Source organism: Stenotrophomonas sp. C3(2023), from assembly GCF_032911385.1.
GTDB lineage: Bacteria > Pseudomonadota > Gammaproteobacteria > Xanthomonadales > Xanthomonadaceae > Stenotrophomonas.
In genome coordinates, this window is the sequence record NZ_JAWJLO010000001.1 from 65,968 (window position 1) to 83,358 (window position 17,391).

Below are 17,391 nucleotides of genomic sequence, written 5' to 3' on the forward strand. Positions count from 1 at the left end.
AAGCGCAATGACCGACGAACTGAACACCCCGGCAAACAACGGCAACTACGACGCCAACAGCATTACGGCACTGGAAGGCCTGGAGGCGGTCCGCAAGCGCCCCGGTATGTACATCGGCGACGTCCACGACGGCACCGGTCTGCACCACATGGTGTTCGAGGTGGTCGACAACTCGATCGACGAGGCTCTCGCCGGTCACGCGGACAAGGTCACCGTGACGATCCACGCTGACGGCTCGGTGTCGGTCTCCGATAACGGTCGTGGCATCCCGGTGGGCAAGCACGCGCAGATGAGCGCGAAGCTGGGCCGCGAGGTATCCGCTGCCGAAGTGGTCATGACGGTGCTGCATGCCGGTGGCAAGTTCGACGACAACAGCTACAAGGTGTCCGGCGGCCTGCATGGCGTGGGTGTCAGCGTGGTCAACGCGCTCTCCGGCAAGCTGCTGCTGGATATCTACCAGGGCGGTTTCCACTATCAGCAGGAGTACGGCGACGGTGCGGCCAAGGGCCCGCTGGCGCAGCTGGGCGAATCCAGCAAGCGCGGCACCACACTGCGCTTCTGGCCTTCGGAAACGGCGTTCCACGGAAACGTCGAGTTCCACTACGACATCCTTGCCCGTCGCCTGCGTGAGCTTTCCTTCCTCAACTCCGGCGTCAACATCACGCTGGCCGACGAGCGTGGCGAAGGCCGACGTGACGATTTCCATTACGAAGGCGGAATCCGCAGCTTCGTCGAGCACCTGGCGCAGCTGAAGACCCCGCTGCACCCCAACGTCATCGCGGTGACCGGTGAGCACAACGGCATTACCGTGGAAGTGGCCCTGCAGTGGACCGATTCCTACCAGGAAACGATGTACTGCTTCACCAACAACATCCCGCAGAAGGACGGCGGCACCCACCTTGCCGGCTTCCGCGGTGCACTGACCCGTGTGCTCAACAACTACATCGAGCAGAACGGCATCGCCAAGCAGGCCAAGATCAACCTGACCGGCGATGACATGCGCGAAGGCATGATTGCCGTGCTGTCGGTGAAGGTGCCCGACCCGAGCTTCTCCAGCCAGACCAAGGAGAAGCTGGTCAGCTCCGACGTGCGACCAGCCGTGGAAAACGCCTTTGGCGCCCGTCTGGAAGAGTTCCTCCAGGAAAACCCCAACGAAGCGAAGGCCATCGCCGGCAAGATCGTCGATGCCGCGCGGGCCCGTGAAGCGGCCCGCAAGGCCCGCGATCTGACCCGCCGCAAGGGCGCGCTGGACATTGCGGGCCTGCCCGGCAAGCTGGCTGACTGCCAGGAAAAGGACCCGGCGCTGTCCGAGCTGTTCATCGTCGAGGGTGACTCCGCGGGTGGCTCGGCCAAGCAGGGCCGCAACCGCAAGAACCAGGCCGTGCTGCCGCTGCGCGGCAAGATTCTCAACGTGGAACGTGCACGCTTCGACCGCATGCTGTCCTCCGACCAGGTTGGTACCCTCATCACCGCGCTGGGCACCGGCATCGGTCGCGACGAGTACAACCCGGACAAGCTGCGCTACCACCGCATCATCATCATGACCGACGCCGACGTTGACGGCGCGCACATCCGTACCCTGCTGCTGACCTTCTTCTACCGGCAGATGCCGGAGCTGATCGAGCGCGGCTACGTGTATATCGGCCTGCCGCCGCTGTACAAGATCAAGCAGGGCAAGCAGGAGCTCTACCTCAAGGACGACCCGGCCTTGAACGCCTACCTGGCGAGCAGCGCCGTGGAAAATGCGTCGCTGGTGCCGGCCGAAGGAGAGCCGGGCATCGAAGGCGTGGCGCTGGAAAAGCTGCTGCTGGCCTACGCCAGCGCGCAGGATGCCATCGCCCGCAACGCGCACCGCTACGACCGTGGCCTGCTCGAGGCATTGGTCGACTACGTGCCGATGAACCTGGAGAACCTGCGCAGTGCCAGTGAGGGCGAAGGTCTGGAGGCGCTGGCCAAGCGCTTGAACCAGGGCAGCCTGGGGTCGCCCCGCTTCAGCCTGACCCTGCAGGAGCCGAACGACGAGCGTCCGGCGGCGCTGCTGGTCACCCGCCGCCACATGGGCGAGGAGTTGATCCAGGTGCTGCCGCTGTCTGCTTTCGAGGGCGGCGAACTGCGTGCGGTGTACCAGGCCTCCGAACTGCTGCACGGCCTGATCCGCGACGGCGCCCGCATCGCACGCGGCGCCAAGTCGGTGGATGTCACCTCGTTCGCCCAGGCACAGAACTGGTTGCTTGAGGAAGCCAAGAAGGGCCGCCAGATCCAGCGCTTCAAGGGCCTGGGTGAAATGAACCCGGAACAGCTGTGGGATACCACGGTGAACCCGGACACGCGCCGCCTGCTGCAGGTGCGCATCGAAGATGCGGTGGCCGCCGACCAGATCTTCAGCACGCTGATGGGCGACGTGGTGGAACCGCGTCGCGACTTCATCGAAGACAACGCGCTGAAGGTGTCCAACCTGGATATCTGACACAATCGGGAAGGTCGGTGTGCGTCATGCGCACATCGACCTCCTTTCCCGATCCAAGGTCACCGATGTCCGCACCCGCGCAGGTCCCGCCGTTGCCGTCTGCCCCACCTCCTGCCGCGCGTCGCGCTGGCTCCCCGGTAGCGGGTTTTCTGATCGACTTCGGCCTGGCCGCGCTGCTGCTGGCCATTCTCAGCCTGGTGACCGGCCTGGCCTGGGGACTCTACCGCGGGCTGGTTGTCGGCGCCGAGGCCGCCGCCGCAGGTACGCCGGCACCCGATGCCGCCGCCCTGCCCACCCTGCTCGGCACGCCCGGGCCACTGGCGCAGATCCTGATGGCGCTGGTCTCCACCGGTGGTGTGGCGCTGATCCTGTACTTCTGGCGCCGTCGCGCTGACCGCAGCGAACGTCAGGCTTCGCTTCATGCAGCTGCCAAAGCATCCACCTGGCTGTGGACGCTGCTGGTGGCCGCGCTGGTGGTCGCTGGCTCGAACGCCATTGCCTTCGGCGCCGAGCAGCTGGGTATCAAACCGGTACCCACCAATCTGGACCTGATGACCCGCGCGGTGGACCAGTTCCCGCTCTTCCTGCTGCTGTTTGCCGTGGTGCTCGCGCCTGCCTACGAAGAACTCCTGTTCCGCCGCGTGCTGTTTGGCCGCCTGTGGAAGGCGGGTCGACCGTGGCTGGGCATGCTGCTGAGCAGTCTGGCCTTCGCCCTGGTCCACGAGCTTCCCGGCACCAGCGCCAACGGTCCTGCGGAGATCGCCCAGCTATGGCTGGTCTATGGCGGCATGGGCGCAGCGTTCTGCTGGCTGTACCAGCGAACCGGAACGCTGTGGGCCCCGATTGCCGCACACGCGTTGAACAACGCCGTGGCACTGGGCGCTTTGGTGTTTCTGGGCTATAGCTGAGTGAAACAGAGGCGAATTCCGCTTGACGAAACGTTAAGCCACGCCGTTGGACACTGCTTGTATGAACACGGGGATCCAAGCATGAAACGACTACTGCTGACACTGGCCATCACCACCCTGCTCACCGCGTGTGCGACCACGACGTCACCGACCGGGCGAAAGCAGATGGTCGGAGGCGTGAGCCAGGCCCAGCTCGACCAGCTGGGCGCGCAGGCCTTCGCTGAAACCAAGTCCAAAGGCAAGCTGAGCAACGACAGCCGGCAGAACGCGTACGTTCAGTGTGTGGTCAATGCATTGGTCGCACAGTTGCCGCAACAGTACCGTAGCGTACGGTGGGAAACGGCGTTGATGCAGGATGCCGAGCCCAATGCGTTCGCCTTGCCCGGCGGCAAGGTGGGCGTGAACACCGGCATCTTCACCGTGGCCAAGAACCAGGACCAGCTTGCGGCGGTGATCGGCCATGAAATCGGCCACGTCATCGCTCGCCATCATGAAGAGCGCATCACCCGCCAGATGGGCGCACAGACCCTGCTCTCGGTGGGCGGTGCGCTGGCCGGCGCGGCCTACGGCAACGACGCTGCGGCCGTGGTCAACCAGCTCGGCGGTGCCGGTGCGCAGGCGGCGTTCCTGCTGCCGGGCTCACGCACCCAGGAAAGCGAGGCCGATGTGGTCGGCCAGCGGCTGATGGCCGAAGCGGGCTTCGACCCGGCACAGGCGGTCAACCTGTGGCAGAACATGATGGCCGCCAGTGGTGGCCGCAGCCCGCAATGGCTCTCCACCCATCCCGATCCGGCCAACCGCATCCGTGAACTGCAGCGCGATGTGCCCGCCCTGCAAGGTGTGTACCAACAGGCGCAGGCCTCCGGTCGAAAGCCGCGCTGTAACTGAGATGGCGTGAAAATGCTGTGATGCACAACAAGAAACGATTCCTGATGTCGTTTCTTTCTGTTACGTTTGGCGGCTCAGATTTTTCTGACCGTCCGACTTTGCTGCCGCCCAGCGGTTCGATCGAGGTGAAAGATGATTTTGCGTAACCACAACAAGGCTTTGCTCACCGTCCTCATCGCGACCGCCGTGAGTGGCGCCGTGGTCACCGATGCCTTTGCCCAGTCCCGTTCGGCCGAACGCGGCGAGCGGGGCAACCGCGGGGGCAAGACCCAGGCTGCCGAGAAGCAGTACCCCAACGCGACCCGCGAAGAACCCAGCGTCAAGGCCTCGCCGAAGCTGCAGCGTCAGCTCTCGAAGATGATTGACGCCTACAACGATCAGAAGTTCCCCGAAACGCTGACCGAAGCCAACGCCGTGCTGGCCAACAGCGCTGCCAATACCTACGACAAGTCGCTGGCCGCCCAGCTGGCCTCGCAGGCGGCGTACAACGAAGACCAGATCGCCGACGCCGAGCGTTACCTGAAGCAGGTACTGGAGTTCAACGGCCTGGACAACAACGGCCACTACCAGTCAATGCTGATGCTGGCCCAGCTGCAGGTCCAGGAAGACAAGCTCGCCGAAGGTCTGGCGACGATGGACAAGTATTTTGCCGAGAGCGGGTCCAAGAAGCCGGAAGAGCTGATCCTCAAGGGCCAGACCCTGTACCAGATGGATCGTTATGCAGACGCCATTCCGGTGCTGCGTGAAGCCATCGCCGGTGCCAGCGAGCCGAAGGACAACTGGAACCAGCTGTTGATGGCTGCCCTGTCCGCCGGTGGTCAGACCGGTGATGCGGTGAAGGAAGCCGAAGCGATCGCCGCGCGCAGCCCGAATGACAAGAAGGCGCAGTTGAACCTGGCCAACATGTACATGCAGGCCGATGACATGGCCAAGGCCGCCGAGATCATGGGGCGTCTGCGTGCCAGCGGCCAGCTGACCGAGGAGCGCGAATACAAGCAGCTCTACTCGATCTATGCGAACACCGAGAACAAGGAAGCCGACGTCATCGCGGTGATCAACGAAGGTCTGCAGAAGGGCATCCTCAAGCCGGACTACCAGGTTTACCTGGCGCTGGCCCAGTCCTACTACTATTCCGAACCGTCGCAGGTCGAACCGGCCATCGAGGCGTGGCAGAAAGCGGCACCGCTGTCGCCCAACGGTGAAACCTACCTCAACCTGGCACGCGTCCTGCATCAGGAAGGACGCATCCCCCAGGCGAAGGAAGCAGCGCGTCAGGCCAAGGCCAAGGGTGGTCTGAAGAACCCGGCTGATGCAGATAAAATCATCAACCTGAAGTAAGTAGGAATAACGCCTGAACGCCTGTCAGATTGCTGCGCAGGCGCTCAGGATTGGTATAAGCTTGGAGGTTCCTGCGGTGTCATGCCCCGCTGATCAGGGATCCCGCTCCCCGGTATCCCGGCCCCACAATTGAGCTCTTGGCGCATGACCGAACAACTAATCGTTCACCGGTACGAACAAGTCGAAGATAAGGGCATTAGCTGGCCCCGCGTCGTCGGCATCGCGTTTGTTATCGCCCTGCATCTTGCTGCCCTGATGCTGCTTCTGATTCCCGCCGTGGCCCCCAAAGCCGCCCAGGAAAAGGAACGCAACGTCATGGTAACCATCGTCGACGCGCCGCCGCCGCCTCCGCCGCCGCCGCCGCCGCCGCCGCCGGATGACACCCCGCCGCCGCCGGTGAAGAACCTGTCGCCGCCCAAGCCGTCGCCGGTTCCGCCGCCGCCGCAGGCGCCGGTGGTCGATATTCCGGACCCGCGCCCGACCGACATCGTGACCCCGCCGTCGCCGCCGTCGCCGCCGCAGCCGCCGGCGTCGATCGAAGCCAGCGTGGACATCTCGTCCAAGGCAATGAATCCCCCGCGTTATCCGCCGGCTGCATTCCGTGCAGGTATCCAGGGTGAAGTGATCCTGATCATCGATGTCGATGCCAACGGCAACGTCACCAATGTCACGGTCGAAAAATCCAGCCGTAACCGCGATCTGGATCGCGCCGCGATGGAAGCTGCCCGCAAGTGGCGTTTCAACGCTGCAGAGTCGGGCGGAAAGAAAGCCGCAGGTCGCGTCCGCGTCCCGGTCAACTTTGCGCTGAGCTGATAGCGTAAGGGTGGCCCTGGGCCACCCCCGCCACCGGTTCGTTTTGCCCAGCAACACCCTTCAACACCACACACAACAAAGGTAAGCGTCATGCTGCAGGAACTCTTCATCGCCGCTGCTGCCGGGGGCAACAACAACGCCCTGTCGCAGATGGGCTTCGAGCATCTGATCCACGAAATGACCACCCAGCCGGGTGACTTCGCTGTCTCCTGGATCGTGCTGTTGACCCTGGTCATCATGTCGGCCATGTCCTGGTACTGGACCGTCATCAACATCTTCCGTGCTACCCGCCTGAAGAGCGCAAGCGACCGCGTGACCTCGCTGTTCTGGGACACCCCGAACGCACAGGACGCCATCCGTGCCATGGAAGAGCAGCCGGCTTCGGAGCCGTTCTCCAAGATCGCTCTGGACGCAGCCCAGGCTGCTGCCCACCACCAGCGCGCTGAAGGCGGCAACGCCACCGGTCTGGGTGAAAACCTGAGCCGTTCGGAGTTCGTCGACCGCGCTCTGCGCCAGGCCGTCACCCGCGAAAGCAACAACCTGCAGTCGGGCATGACCCTGCTGGCCACCGTCGGCGCGACCGCTCCGTTCGTGGGTCTGCTGGGTACCGTGTGGGGCATCTACGGCGCGCTGATCAAGATCGGTGCTACCGGTTCCGCCTCGATCGACGCCGTTGCAGGCCCGGTGGGTGAAGCACTGATCATGACCGCCATCGGTCTGTTCGTGGCTATCCCGGCCGTGTTCGCCTTCAACTTCTTCAGCAAGATCAACAGCGCAACCATCAGCAAGTTCGATACGTTCGCTCACGACCTGCACGACTTCTTCGCCACCGGTTCGCGCGTCCGTTAATTCGGCGCGCGTCACCCGGCAACGTACGTAGTCACTTCGATTTAGACGGAGCCCGTTATGGCTTTCAGTAGTGGTAACAGCGGCGGCCCCATGGCCGACATCAACGTTACGCCCCTCGTGGACGTGATGCTGGTGCTGCTGATCATCTTCATCATCACGGCGCCTCTGATGTCCCACAAGGTCAAGGTCGAGCTGCCGGAGGCCAACCTGGTTCAGAACCCGGAAGACGCCGAAAAGCGTTCGAGCCCGATCACCTTGGCAGTCAAGGAAGACGGCTCGGTTTACTGGAACGACGAGGAAATCGATCGTGGGACCCTGGAGTCCCGCCTCGCTACCGCCGCCCAGCAGACTCCGCAGCCGCCGCTGAACCTGCGTGGTGATCGCACCACCAAGATGCGCATCATCAACGACCTGACCAAGGTCGCGCAGGAGCAGGGCATGTTGGACGTCGGCTTCGTCGCGACCAAAGAAAAGGGGCAGTGAGCCATGGCATTCAGTAGTGGTGGTGGCAAAGGCCCCATGGCCGACATCAACGTCACGCCCCTCGTGGACGTGATGCTGGTTCTGCTGATCATCTTCATCGTGACCGCGCCGATCATGACGTACCCGATCGCCGTGGATCTGCCGCAGCGGGTTCTGAACCCACCGCCGGTGACGGTCGAACCGCCGCCGCCGATCGAACTGCGCGTGGATGCGAGCAACCAGGTGAGCTGGAACAACTCGCCGGTGCCGGTGAGCGAACTGCAGCAGCGGATGGAACAGGAGGTCCAGCGTGACCCGACCAACCAGCCGGAACTGCGTATCGACGCCAGCCCCGACTCCGAGTACGACGTGATGGCCAAGATTCTGGCTGCCGCGAAGAATGCTCAGATGAAGAAGATCGGCTTCGTCCAGCAGTAAGCAATACGCACGACAAAGTCATGACGCGACTTGAAAACGCCCCTGGAAACAGGGGCGTTTTTTTATGTGCGCTAAAGAACGGCGCTGGCTGGCCGCTACAGCTCACGTCGCGCTCACGCGTGATCTGCAGCACACCAAACGGCGTTCTTCGCCGCCGCCACTGCAGGGGGAACGACCGGAAGCAGTCTTCGGCGCATCGACCTTCGATGGGCCGCGTTGCCATGGCCCGCTGATAACCGCAACGCCTCAAGGATCACCGCATGGAAGCGCACATGCCCGTCACCTCACCCACCGACAGCGCCACCCATGCTGCGCGGCGTGCTGCACCACGTCCAAGGCGCTGGTGGGGAGTGCTCGCCCTGCTGTGCTGCATGGCGGTGTTCAACACGGCCGCTGCCCCGTTCCACGAAGGTTTCCTGACCCAGCCTGCCGGCCTGCCGCCGGTAAGCGGGCCTGGCACATCTGTCTTCACCATGCAGCTGGGCGGCGTGCCCTTCGTCGTGACCTCCAGCGCACCTGCACTGTCATGGGAACCGGGTGCGCTCGATATCAATGCGCCTACAGGCAACATCTTCATCCGCCGTGCGGATGGTCGCCCCTTTACCGTCGGGACGATCGTGGTGGGTTCCTACACGCCCAGCGGCCAGCCGGCACAGATCCGTCTGTCGCGCAGTGGTGCACTGGTCGTCCCGATCCAGCCCTTCACGATTGACGCGACATCGGTGCACAGCTTTCCCGACCTTGAAGTGGACGAACTGCGGTTTGCTGCCCCCTCGCTCATGGGGCTGTCCATCCGGCAGATCATCGGCAACAGCGACGTCGCGCCCAAGCTGCCCACGGTCACCTCCATTTCGCCGGCCAGCGGAACGACCACCGGCGGCACGCCGGTGATCATCACCGGCACCAACTTCGTCGATGTCATCGGTGTGGAGATCGGGCAGGCCGCCAGCCTCTATACCCTTGTGAGCAGCACCGAAATCCATCTGCAAACGCCGCCCAGTGTTCCCGGTGCTGCCGATGTGCGCGTCATCACGGCCGCCGGAAGCTCCAGCGCCTCCGGTCCCCCCGTGTCCTACACCTACGTCGGCGTGCCGACGATCACCAACGTCTCGCCCGCCGCCGGTCCGCTCGCTGGCGGCAACATGGTCACCCTCACCGGCACCAACCTCGGGTCGGTCAACACCGTGCAGTTCGGCGGCACCGATTCCAATCAGATCTACCTGGTCAGTGATACCCAGCTGAGGGCCATCGCGCCGCCGGACAGCGCGGGCACGGTGAACATCCAGGTGGGCAGTGTCGCCGGCACCAGTGCACCGAGCGCGGCCTCCAGCTACAACTACGTCGCCGCGCCCGTCGCCAGCAATGATCACCTCGGCAACTGGGCCGTCTACAATCACGGGCAGAATCCGCAGCTCAGCACCAACCTGGGCCCGAAGGTCGGCAATGTGGCCACCAGCTACGCGGTTGTCTCGCCGACCGCGCTCGGCGGCACGGTGACGGTGGACAGTAACGGCATGCTGGTCTACATCACGCCGTTGGGCGTGCGCTCGCAGACCGACAGCATCCAATACACCGCCAGTAATGAAGGCGGTACCTCCAATGTCGGCACCTTGACGGTTGGCATCCGCACGCCGTTCTTCGTTGCCGAGCTGAGCGGCCCAGCCCAGCGCGGCACCCCGTTGCAAGGCGTCAACGTCGCCGTGTCCAACGGTCGCGCGCCGTATACCTGTGCGGTCACGCCGGCCTCCGGTGCCTTGCCCGCCGGCGTGCAGATCGGCGCGGATTGCACGTTGACCGGCACGCCCACGCAGAGCGGCACCTTCCCGTTCGCTGTCAGCATCACCGACAGTTCGGATACGCCTTTCACGATGAACAGCGCCACGCTGAATCTGGTCGTGGCGCCGCCGCCGGCGTCGCTGACCTCGCTGCTGCCGGCCAGCGGTCCGGCCAGTGGCGGCAGCAACGTGATGCTCACCGGCCAGCTCGCTGATGCCACCGCCGTGATGTTCGGCAACCAGCCGGCCACCTCGTTCACCCAGCTCGATCCCACCCGCATCATCGCGGTAACCCCCGCGGGCACGGCCGGCGAGGTTGATGTCACTGTCGTCACCGGCAACGGCACCACGCCGGTTACCCCGGCAGGCCGGTACACGCGTATTGCACAGCCGCTCATCACCCAGCTGTTGCCGGCGGCAGGTCCGGCTGCGGGGGGCACCACGGTCACCGTGTCCGGCACCGGTCTGGCCAGCGTCTACGAGGTCACCGTGGGGGGCCGCCCCGCAACAGCGGTCGTCGCCCACAGCGACGCCACGGTCACCTTCATCGCACCGGCCGGTCCGGTGGGCACGCACGATGTGCAGCTGATCGGCAACGGCGGAGCAAGCGCAATCAACGCGGCAAGTCTTTACACCCAGGCGATCGCACCTGTTGCGGCAGACGTCCTCGTACCCAGCGTGCCCTACAACGATGGCAGCAACACGCCGCTGGTCTTCAGCCTGGCCGCGCAGGCAAGCAACACGCCGATCGGCTTCAAGACGGGCGCCGCCACCACTGCGCTCGGCGGCAGCGTCAGCGTCGACACCAACGGCGAGGTGACCTACATCGCGCCGGTCGGTGTGCGTGCCAGCATCGACAGCTTCCAGTTCACCGCGCGCAACGCGGGTGGCACCTCCAACCCGGCCACAGTGAGCCTGGCCCTGGGCGAGCCCACCCTGCAGGCCGTGCTCGTGGGCAGTGGGCAGCATGGCACTGCAGTGGCGGGCGCCCGCATCACCCTCAGCGGAGGACGGGCGCCGTATCAGTGCGCCTCCGCGCCCAGCGCCGGCGCGTTGCCGGCCGGCGTGCAGCTCAATGCAGACTGCACGCTGAGTGGCATGCCGACCCAGAGCGGAACCTTCAGCTTTGCCGCCGAGGTCACCGACAGCTCGACCAGCGCGTACACCACCCGTACCGGCACGCTCGTTTTCACGGTGGGCGCCAAGGTGCCGGATGCACCGCTGATCGGCACCGTGACCACGGGCGCACCCGGCACGGTCGAGGTCAGGTTCACCGCGCCCGCCACCGACGGTGGCTCGCCGATCATCGGCTACACGGTGACCGCTCAGCCAGGTGGCGCGAGCGTATCCGGTACGACAGCACCGCTGACGGTGACCGGCCTCACCGTCGGCACCGCCTATACCTTCACCGTGATCGCCCGCAATGCGGCAGGCAACAGCGTGCCGTCCGCACCGTCCAGCGCGGTAACGCCGCATGCGCCTCCGAGTGTCCGCCCGGTCAACGCCGAGGTAGGCTACGGCGCTACCGCCGCGCCGATCACCTTGGCCATTGAAGGCGCCGCCAGCACCGTGGAGATCGTCGAGGCACCATCGCACGGCAGCGCCGTGGTCGACGGCCTGGCCGTCTTCTACACGCCTGCGACAGGCCATGCCGGCGAGGACAGTTTCAGTTACCGGGTCCGCGATGCGTTCAGTACCTCGGCCGCCGCCCGGGTGAGCATCACCGTGGCCGCACCGCAGGTGCGTCTGGCGACCACCACGCTCGGCCAGGCCACGACCGAGCTGGATTTCAGCCAGGCACTGCGCAGCGAGGGCGGCCTGGCACCCTACCGCTATGCCGTCACCGCCGGTGCCCTGCCGACCGGTGTGACCCTTGCGGAAGACGGTCGCTTCACCGGCCGGCCCACGGCTGATGGCAGCTTCGCCTTCACCGTCACCGTGACCGACAGCAGCACCGGCAGTGGACCGTTCAAGGTGAGCCAGGCCTACGCGCTGCAGGTGGCCGCGCCGCAGGTGGCGCTGGACATCACCCCGCTGGCAGATGCCGTGGGTGCCGCTGCCTACACCCAGCGGCTCAGCGCCAGCGGTGGCACCACGCCGTACCGCTTCGCACTGCGCACGGGGCGACTGCCGGCTGGCTTGACGCTGCTCGACAGCGGGGAAATCAGCGGTGAGCCGACCGAGGCGGGCGACTTCAACTTCACCGTCGAGGTCACCGATGCCAATGGCTACACGGGCACGGCCGCGCACGCGCTCAGCGTGCAGGCCGCAGAACAGCGGATAGGACAGATGGTGGTCAACCCGGAAGCGCCGGTGTACACCCCCGGCGGCGTCTTCAGCGTGGCAGCGCCGGGCGGTGCTTCTGGCCAGCCGGTGCAGTTCCGCAGTGCGACACCGGCAATCTGCACCGTGCAGGGCGCGAGCGTGCTGATGCTCGGTGCAGGCACCTGCGTGCTCACCGCCGACCAGTCCGGCAACAGCCTGTACGCCGCAGCGGCCCAGTCACGCCTGGAGGTAGCCATCGGTGCCGCCAGGCCGGTGCTCACCTGGGCAGCTGCGCTGAGCAAGGTTTACGGCGAGGACGACTTCGAGCTGCCGCTGCCGCAGAGCACCAGCCCGGCCGGTTTCAGCTTCATCAGTTCCAACCCCGCCGTGGCCACCCTTACCGGTCGGACCGTCACCCTGCATGGCGAAGGCAGCACCCTCATCACCGCAACGCAGGCGGCCAGCGGCCCCTATGCTGCTGCCAGCGTGCAGGTGCAGCTGGTGGTGGCAGGCCGCCCCGACCCGACCCGCGACGCGCAGTTGAGCAACAGCCTGCAGGCGCAGGTGGATGCCAGCGTGCGCTTTGCCCAAGCGCAGCAGGCCAACATCCGTGGTCGCCTGCGCCAGGTGCGCAGCGGCGACAATGCCTCAAGCATGGACGTGTCGCTGGCGTATGCGGGCAGCACCCCCGGCCAGGGCCTGTCGCTACCACTGAACAGCGCCGCATTCGATGCGCCTGCCCTGCCGCAGGGCTGGGGAACCTGGGCGGCGGGCACACTGAGCTATGGCAGTTCCGGCCATGGCCGCACCAGCACCGACTTCAGCACCGGCGGCATTACCGTCGGCGCCGACCGCGCGCTGGGCGCGAACCTGCTGCTGGGCGTGGCCGGCAGCTGGGGACGCCAGGACACCGGGTTCGCGGGCAGTCCGTCGCGTACCGATGCCGAGCAGCGCTCGTTGGCGGTGTACGGGCTGTGGCGCACCGGCGAGCATCTGTTCGTCGATGCAGTGCTGGCCAGCGGCAGGCTCGATTTCACCTTGGACCGCTGGAGCGAGCAGGCCGCCGCGACGGCCCACAGTACCCGCGCGGGCAGGCAGCTCTTCGGTGCGCTGACCTTCGGTTACGAGCACCACGCTGGCAACGGCACCACGCTCACCACCTATGGCCGCGTTGATGGCCACAAGGCCGAGCTGGACCCGTACCGCGAGCATGGCCTGGGCGTGTACGACCTGCGCTATGGCCGCCAGGAGGTACGTACCAGCGCGCTGGCATTGGGGCTGGAAGGCAGCCATCCGTTCCAGCGCGACCGTGTGGGCTGGCGCCCTTACTGGAGCGTGGAATACCGTACCGCGCTGGATGACCGCAGCGACGTGTCGCTGAACTACGCGCAGCGACCGGACAGCCGCGACTACCTGCTGGCGATGCGCAGCTACAACGACGACACGCTGTCCCTCGGGGCCGGTATCGACCTGCAGCTGGACACCGGCTGGATGTTCTCGCTGCTGCTCGGCCACGACCAGGGCCGCAACACGCTGCGCAGCAGCAGCGTCGGGCTGCAGGTACGCTTCGGCGGCAACGCCGGCCCGCGCTGACCGGCATCGCCATCGGCGGGTGACGGCGGCCGGCCGTCACCCACTGCTGCACCTGCGGGCAGCGGCACGTTCTTCACCCTGCCCGGCTATGATCGCGCGATGCTCGCCTTCTTCGAACCCGTACGCCATTGGCTTGATGGCATGCCCCACATGGCCACCCTGCTGGCGGTGGCCTATGTGATCTACCTGCTCGGGCTTTCGGGCATGATCATGCTGCAGAAGCGCGAGCCGGTGGCCACGCTGAGCTGGATCCTCTCGCTGGCCGCACTGCCCTACCTCGGCTTGATCATCTACTACCTGCTCGGGCCACAGCGGGTAAAACGCCAGCGGCTGCGCCGCGGCCGTTCGCGCTCCGGCATGGAGCACTATCGTGCGGTCTGCCCGCCCGACGCGGACTGTACCGAGCTGTCCGCCATCGGCCAGTCCACCACCGGGCTGGCGCCGAGCAGCGCCACCGATGTGCGTTGGCTGGTGGACGGCGCGGCCACCTATGCCGCGCTGATCGAAGGAATCGCCCAGGCGCGCGACCACATACATCTGGAGTACTACATCTACGAACCCGACCACACCGGCACCCAGGTGCGCGACGCGCTGGTGGCTGCCGCAGCCCGTGGTGTGCAGGTCCGCCTGCTGCTCGATGCGGTGGGGGCAGGCAAGGTGCGCAGACGCTTCCTGCAGCCCTTGCTGGATGCCGGTGGCGAGGTCGCCTGGTTCCATCCCCGGCAGCTGCTCAAGCCCTTCCAGCGGCCCTGGTTGAACCTGCGCACGCACCGCAAGCTGGTGGTCATCGACGGCCTGCTGGCCTTCACCGGCGGCATCAACATCACCGACGATGAAAATGATGCGGTCGACCCCAAGGCTTACCGTGACCTGCACATGCGCCTGCGCGGCCACGTAGTGCGCAGCCTGCAGCTGGTGTTCGTGGAAGACTGGCTCTACGCCAGCGGCCAGCAGGCCGGCCAGCTCGAGCTCAACCGGCTCTGGCCACGTGAAACGCCCAGCCGCGAGGACGGCAGCATCAACGCCCAGGTGCTGGTCTCCGGTCCGGATTCGGGCTGGGAGCCGATCCATCGCCTGCAGGTGGCCGCCATCTACGAGGCGCGCAAGCGCGTGTGGCTGGTGACGCCCTACTTTGTGCCGGGCGAAGCGGCTCGCATGGCGCTGACCTCCGCCGCACTGGGCGGGTTGGACGTGCGACTGCTGGTGCCCAAGATGAGCGACTCGTGGTTCGTCACCCAGGCCGCGCGTTCCTACTTCGACGAACTGCTGCAGGCCGGCGTCAGGATTCACGAGTACGGCCCGCGCATGCTGCATACCAAGGCCTTCATCGCTGATGATGACCTGTGCATTGTCGGCACGGCCAACTTCGACCACCGCAGCTTCCGCCTCAACTTCGAGCTGTCGATGATGCTGCGTGACCGCGACAAGACGGCTGAGCTGGAGCAGATTCTGGAGGCCGAGTTCGCCAGCGCGCCACGCGTGCACAACGCCCGCGACCGCGCGCTGTGGCGGCACCGTCTGCCGGAAGCCTTCGCCCGGCTGGCCTCGCCGCTGCTGTAGGCGCGGCGCTACACTGCCGGCCTGTCTTTCTGCCATGCCGTGCCATGACCTGCCTGAGCGTCAACGTCAACAAGATCGCCGTGCTGCGCAACTCGCGCGGAGGCCACGAACCAGATGTCCTGCATGCCGCGCGCACCTGTCTGGACGCCGGCGCGCATGGCATCACCGTGCACCCGCGGCCCGACCGGCGGCACATCACCACTGAAGACGTGCTCGCGCTGTCCACACTCACGCAGCAGCGCGGCGTGGAGTTCAACATCGAAGGCAATCCGTTCGCGCCGCCACGCGAGGGCTACCCCGGCCTGCTGCCGCTGTGCGCGCAGACCCGCCCGGCACAGGCCACCCTGGTGCCCGACGGCGACGGACAGATCACCTCCGACCACGGGTTTGATTTTGCGCGCGACGGCGAACGCCTGCGTCCGCTGATCGCCGACCTCAAGGCCATGGGCTGCCGGGTGAGCCTGTTCGTGGACGCCGGTAATCCGTTGCTGGAGCAGGCCGCTGTCATCGGCGCCGACCGCATCGAGCTGTACACCGGCCCCTATGCCGAAGCGTATGCCAGCGGCGACGCACAGGCCGAACTCGCGCTGTTCGCCGCGGCTGCGCGTCGCGCGCAGGCGGTGGGTCTGGGCGTCAATGCCGGCCATGACCTCTCCCAGGACAATCTCGCCGCCTTCCTCGCCGCCGTGCCGGACGTGCTGGAGGTGTCCATCGGTCACGCGCTGATCAGCGAGGCCCTGTACGCAGGCATGACGCCCACGGTGCAGGCCTATCTGGCGATCACCCACAGCAGCACACGGGCTATCGGCTAGCGCCGGCTTGCCAGGCGAGCCATTCGACCTCTTTATATGGATCATATATGATCCGTATACAACGTCAGAACCGGACTCCCCATGGGCATCGTGAACATCGACGACGCACTGCATGACCAGCTGCGTCGTGCCTGCACCGTCAGCCATCGCTCCATCAATGCCCAGGCCAACTTCTGGATCAAGGTCGGCATGCTCTGCGAGATGAACCCGGACCTCAGCTTCCAGGACATCGTGGCCAGCGAACTGCGTGCTGCCGGGGTACAACCCGGCGCGGCCGGACCTCGCATCAGCTGAGGTGCCTGCGATGATCAAGCGCCCCGACGAACTGGCCCTGATGGCCGAATCCGGTCGCCTGCTGGCGCAGGTGTTCGCCCATATCGACCGGCTGCCGCTGGAGGGCATGAACACCCTGCAGATCAACGATGAGGTTGAACGCCTGATCGTCGACACGCTGCACGCGCGCCCGGCCAGCAAAGGCCAGTACGGCTTTGCGTACGTACTCAACGCCAGCATCGATGATGTCGTCTGCCACGGCGTGCCCTCGGCCAGGGACGTGCTGCGCAGCGGCCAGATCGTCAACCTCGACATCACCCTGGAAAAGAACGGCTATATCGCTGACTCGAGCACGACCTATCTGATCGGTGAGGTGGCCTACCCTGCCCGACGACTCGTGCAGGCCACCTACCAGGCAATGTGGAAAGGCATCGCTGCCGTGCGCCCCGGCGCCCACCTGGGCGACATCGGCAGCGCCATCGCGCGGCACGCGCGCGCGCACGGCTACAGCGTGGTCAAGGAGTTCTGCGGTCATGGCATCGGCCGTGATATGCATGAAGAGCCGCAGATCCTGCACTACGGTCATGCCGGCACCGGCCTGCAGCTGCAGGAAGGCATGGTGTTCACCATCGAGCCGATGATCAACCAGGGCAAGGCCGCGATCATCCACCACCCGGATCAGTGGCCGGTGCATACGCGCGATGGCAAGCTCTCGGCGCAGTTTGAACACACCGTCGCGGTGACCGCCACCGGCGTGCGCGTTCTCACGTTGCGTCCAGATGAAACGCCGTTGTGCGCTGTAGATTCCGGGACGCCCTAGGCTGGGAACGCGCCCTCCGGCTCGTCCAGCCGCGGCTTCCGGTGTCGCCAGAGCGATAGATGCGTGCCTGCCGCACCCGGTGGACGCTCGGCCGCTGAATACTTCAGGCGCTGACACGCGGCGTCTCAGC

General features: G+C 65.8%; 13 protein-coding genes. All 13 read left to right on the forward strand.

Translation table 11 applies throughout. The features are described from left to right. Positions 1-7 precede the first annotated feature (7 nt). On the forward strand, positions 8-2,467 hold the full coding sequence (gyrB, locus tag RZA67_RS00260) for a DNA topoisomerase (ATP-hydrolyzing) subunit B (RefSeq protein ID WP_317210520.1): 2,460 nt from the start codon (positions 8-10) through the stop codon (positions 2,465-2,467). 65 nt (positions 2,468-2,532) lie between these two features. Then, a complete protein-coding gene (locus tag RZA67_RS00265) occupies positions 2,533-3,375 on the forward strand; it encodes a type II CAAX endopeptidase family protein (RefSeq protein WP_317210521.1) in 843 nt (280 codons plus the stop codon). An 81-nt stretch (positions 3,376-3,456) separates the two neighbouring features. Next, a complete protein-coding gene (locus RZA67_RS00270) occupies positions 3,457-4,263 on the forward strand; it encodes a M48 family metallopeptidase (protein ID WP_317210522.1) in 807 nt (268 codons plus the stop codon). Between the two features lie 132 nt (positions 4,264-4,395). Continuing rightward, positions 4,396-5,601, forward strand: coding sequence for a tetratricopeptide repeat protein (locus RZA67_RS00275; RefSeq protein ID WP_317210523.1), 1,206 nt, complete (start codon positions 4,396-4,398; stop codon positions 5,599-5,601). A 144-nt stretch (positions 5,602-5,745) separates the two neighbouring features. Next, positions 5,746-6,414: an energy transducer TonB gene (locus RZA67_RS00280; protein ID WP_317210524.1), complete on the forward strand. Its 669-nt coding sequence runs from the start codon at positions 5,746-5,748 to the stop codon at positions 6,412-6,414. A 90-nt stretch (positions 6,415-6,504) separates the two neighbouring features. Next, entirely contained in the window at positions 6,505-7,263 is a 759-nt protein-coding gene (exbB, locus tag RZA67_RS00285) for a TonB-system energizer ExbB (protein WP_317210525.1), read from the forward strand. 57 nt (positions 7,264-7,320) lie between these two features. Further along, complete coding sequence (locus RZA67_RS00290; RefSeq protein ID WP_317210526.1) at positions 7,321-7,746, forward strand: biopolymer transporter ExbD; 426 nt, start codon at positions 7,321-7,323, stop codon at positions 7,744-7,746. Between the two features lie 3 nt (positions 7,747-7,749). Next, positions 7,750-8,163 carry a biopolymer transporter ExbD gene (locus tag RZA67_RS00295; RefSeq protein WP_317210527.1) on the forward strand — a complete coding sequence of 138 codons (414 nt, stop codon included), beginning with the start codon at positions 7,750-7,752 and terminating at the stop codon, positions 8,161-8,163. Positions 8,164-8,435: 272 nt separating this feature from the next. Next, entirely contained in the window at positions 8,436-13,796 is a 5,361-nt protein-coding gene (locus tag RZA67_RS00300) for an IPT/TIG domain-containing protein (RefSeq protein WP_317210528.1), read from the forward strand. A gap of 99 nt (positions 13,797-13,895) precedes the next feature. After that, on the forward strand, positions 13,896-15,356 hold the full coding sequence (gene cls / locus RZA67_RS00305; RefSeq protein ID WP_317210529.1) for a cardiolipin synthase: 1,461 nt from the start codon (positions 13,896-13,898) through the stop codon (positions 15,354-15,356). 44 nt (positions 15,357-15,400) lie between these two features. After that, entirely contained in the window at positions 15,401-16,168 is a 768-nt protein-coding gene (locus tag RZA67_RS00310) for a pyridoxine 5'-phosphate synthase (RefSeq protein WP_317210530.1), read from the forward strand. Positions 16,169-16,249: 81 nt separating this feature from the next. Then, complete coding sequence (locus tag RZA67_RS00315) at positions 16,250-16,462, forward strand: ParD-like family protein (protein ID WP_317210531.1); 213 nt, start codon at positions 16,250-16,252, stop codon at positions 16,460-16,462. 10 nt (positions 16,463-16,472) lie between these two features. Further along, positions 16,473-17,261 carry a type I methionyl aminopeptidase gene (map, locus tag RZA67_RS00320; RefSeq protein WP_317210532.1) on the forward strand — a complete coding sequence of 263 codons (789 nt, stop codon included), beginning with the start codon at positions 16,473-16,475 and terminating at the stop codon, positions 17,259-17,261. The last annotated feature ends 130 nt before the right edge of the window (positions 17,262-17,391 follow it).

Bases quoted from the DNA above. Each gene is read 5' to 3' on its own strand.
- gyrB (WP_317210520.1), top strand. From the start codon at position 8: ATGACCGACGAACTGAACACCCCGGCAAACAACGGCAACTACGACGCC.
- RZA67_RS00265 (WP_317210521.1), top strand. From the start codon at position 2,533: ATGTCCGCACCCGCGCAGGTCCCGCCGTTGCCGTCTGCCCCACCTCCT.
- RZA67_RS00270 (WP_317210522.1), top strand. From the start codon at position 3,457: ATGAAACGACTACTGCTGACACTGGCCATCACCACCCTGCTCACCGCG.
- RZA67_RS00275 (WP_317210523.1), top strand. From the start codon at position 4,396: ATGATTTTGCGTAACCACAACAAGGCTTTGCTCACCGTCCTCATCGCG.
- RZA67_RS00280 (WP_317210524.1), top strand. From the start codon at position 5,746: ATGACCGAACAACTAATCGTTCACCGGTACGAACAAGTCGAAGATAAG.
- exbB (WP_317210525.1), top strand. From the start codon at position 6,505: ATGCTGCAGGAACTCTTCATCGCCGCTGCTGCCGGGGGCAACAACAAC.
- RZA67_RS00290 (WP_317210526.1), top strand. From the start codon at position 7,321: ATGGCTTTCAGTAGTGGTAACAGCGGCGGCCCCATGGCCGACATCAAC.
- RZA67_RS00295 (WP_317210527.1), top strand. From the start codon at position 7,750: ATGGCATTCAGTAGTGGTGGTGGCAAAGGCCCCATGGCCGACATCAAC.
- RZA67_RS00300 (WP_317210528.1), top strand. From the start codon at position 8,436: ATGCCCGTCACCTCACCCACCGACAGCGCCACCCATGCTGCGCGGCGT.
- cls (WP_317210529.1), top strand. From the start codon at position 13,896: ATGCTCGCCTTCTTCGAACCCGTACGCCATTGGCTTGATGGCATGCCC.
- RZA67_RS00310 (WP_317210530.1), top strand. From the start codon at position 15,401: ATGACCTGCCTGAGCGTCAACGTCAACAAGATCGCCGTGCTGCGCAAC.
- RZA67_RS00315 (WP_317210531.1), top strand. From the start codon at position 16,250: ATGGGCATCGTGAACATCGACGACGCACTGCATGACCAGCTGCGTCGT.
- map (WP_317210532.1), top strand. From the start codon at position 16,473: ATGATCAAGCGCCCCGACGAACTGGCCCTGATGGCCGAATCCGGTCGC.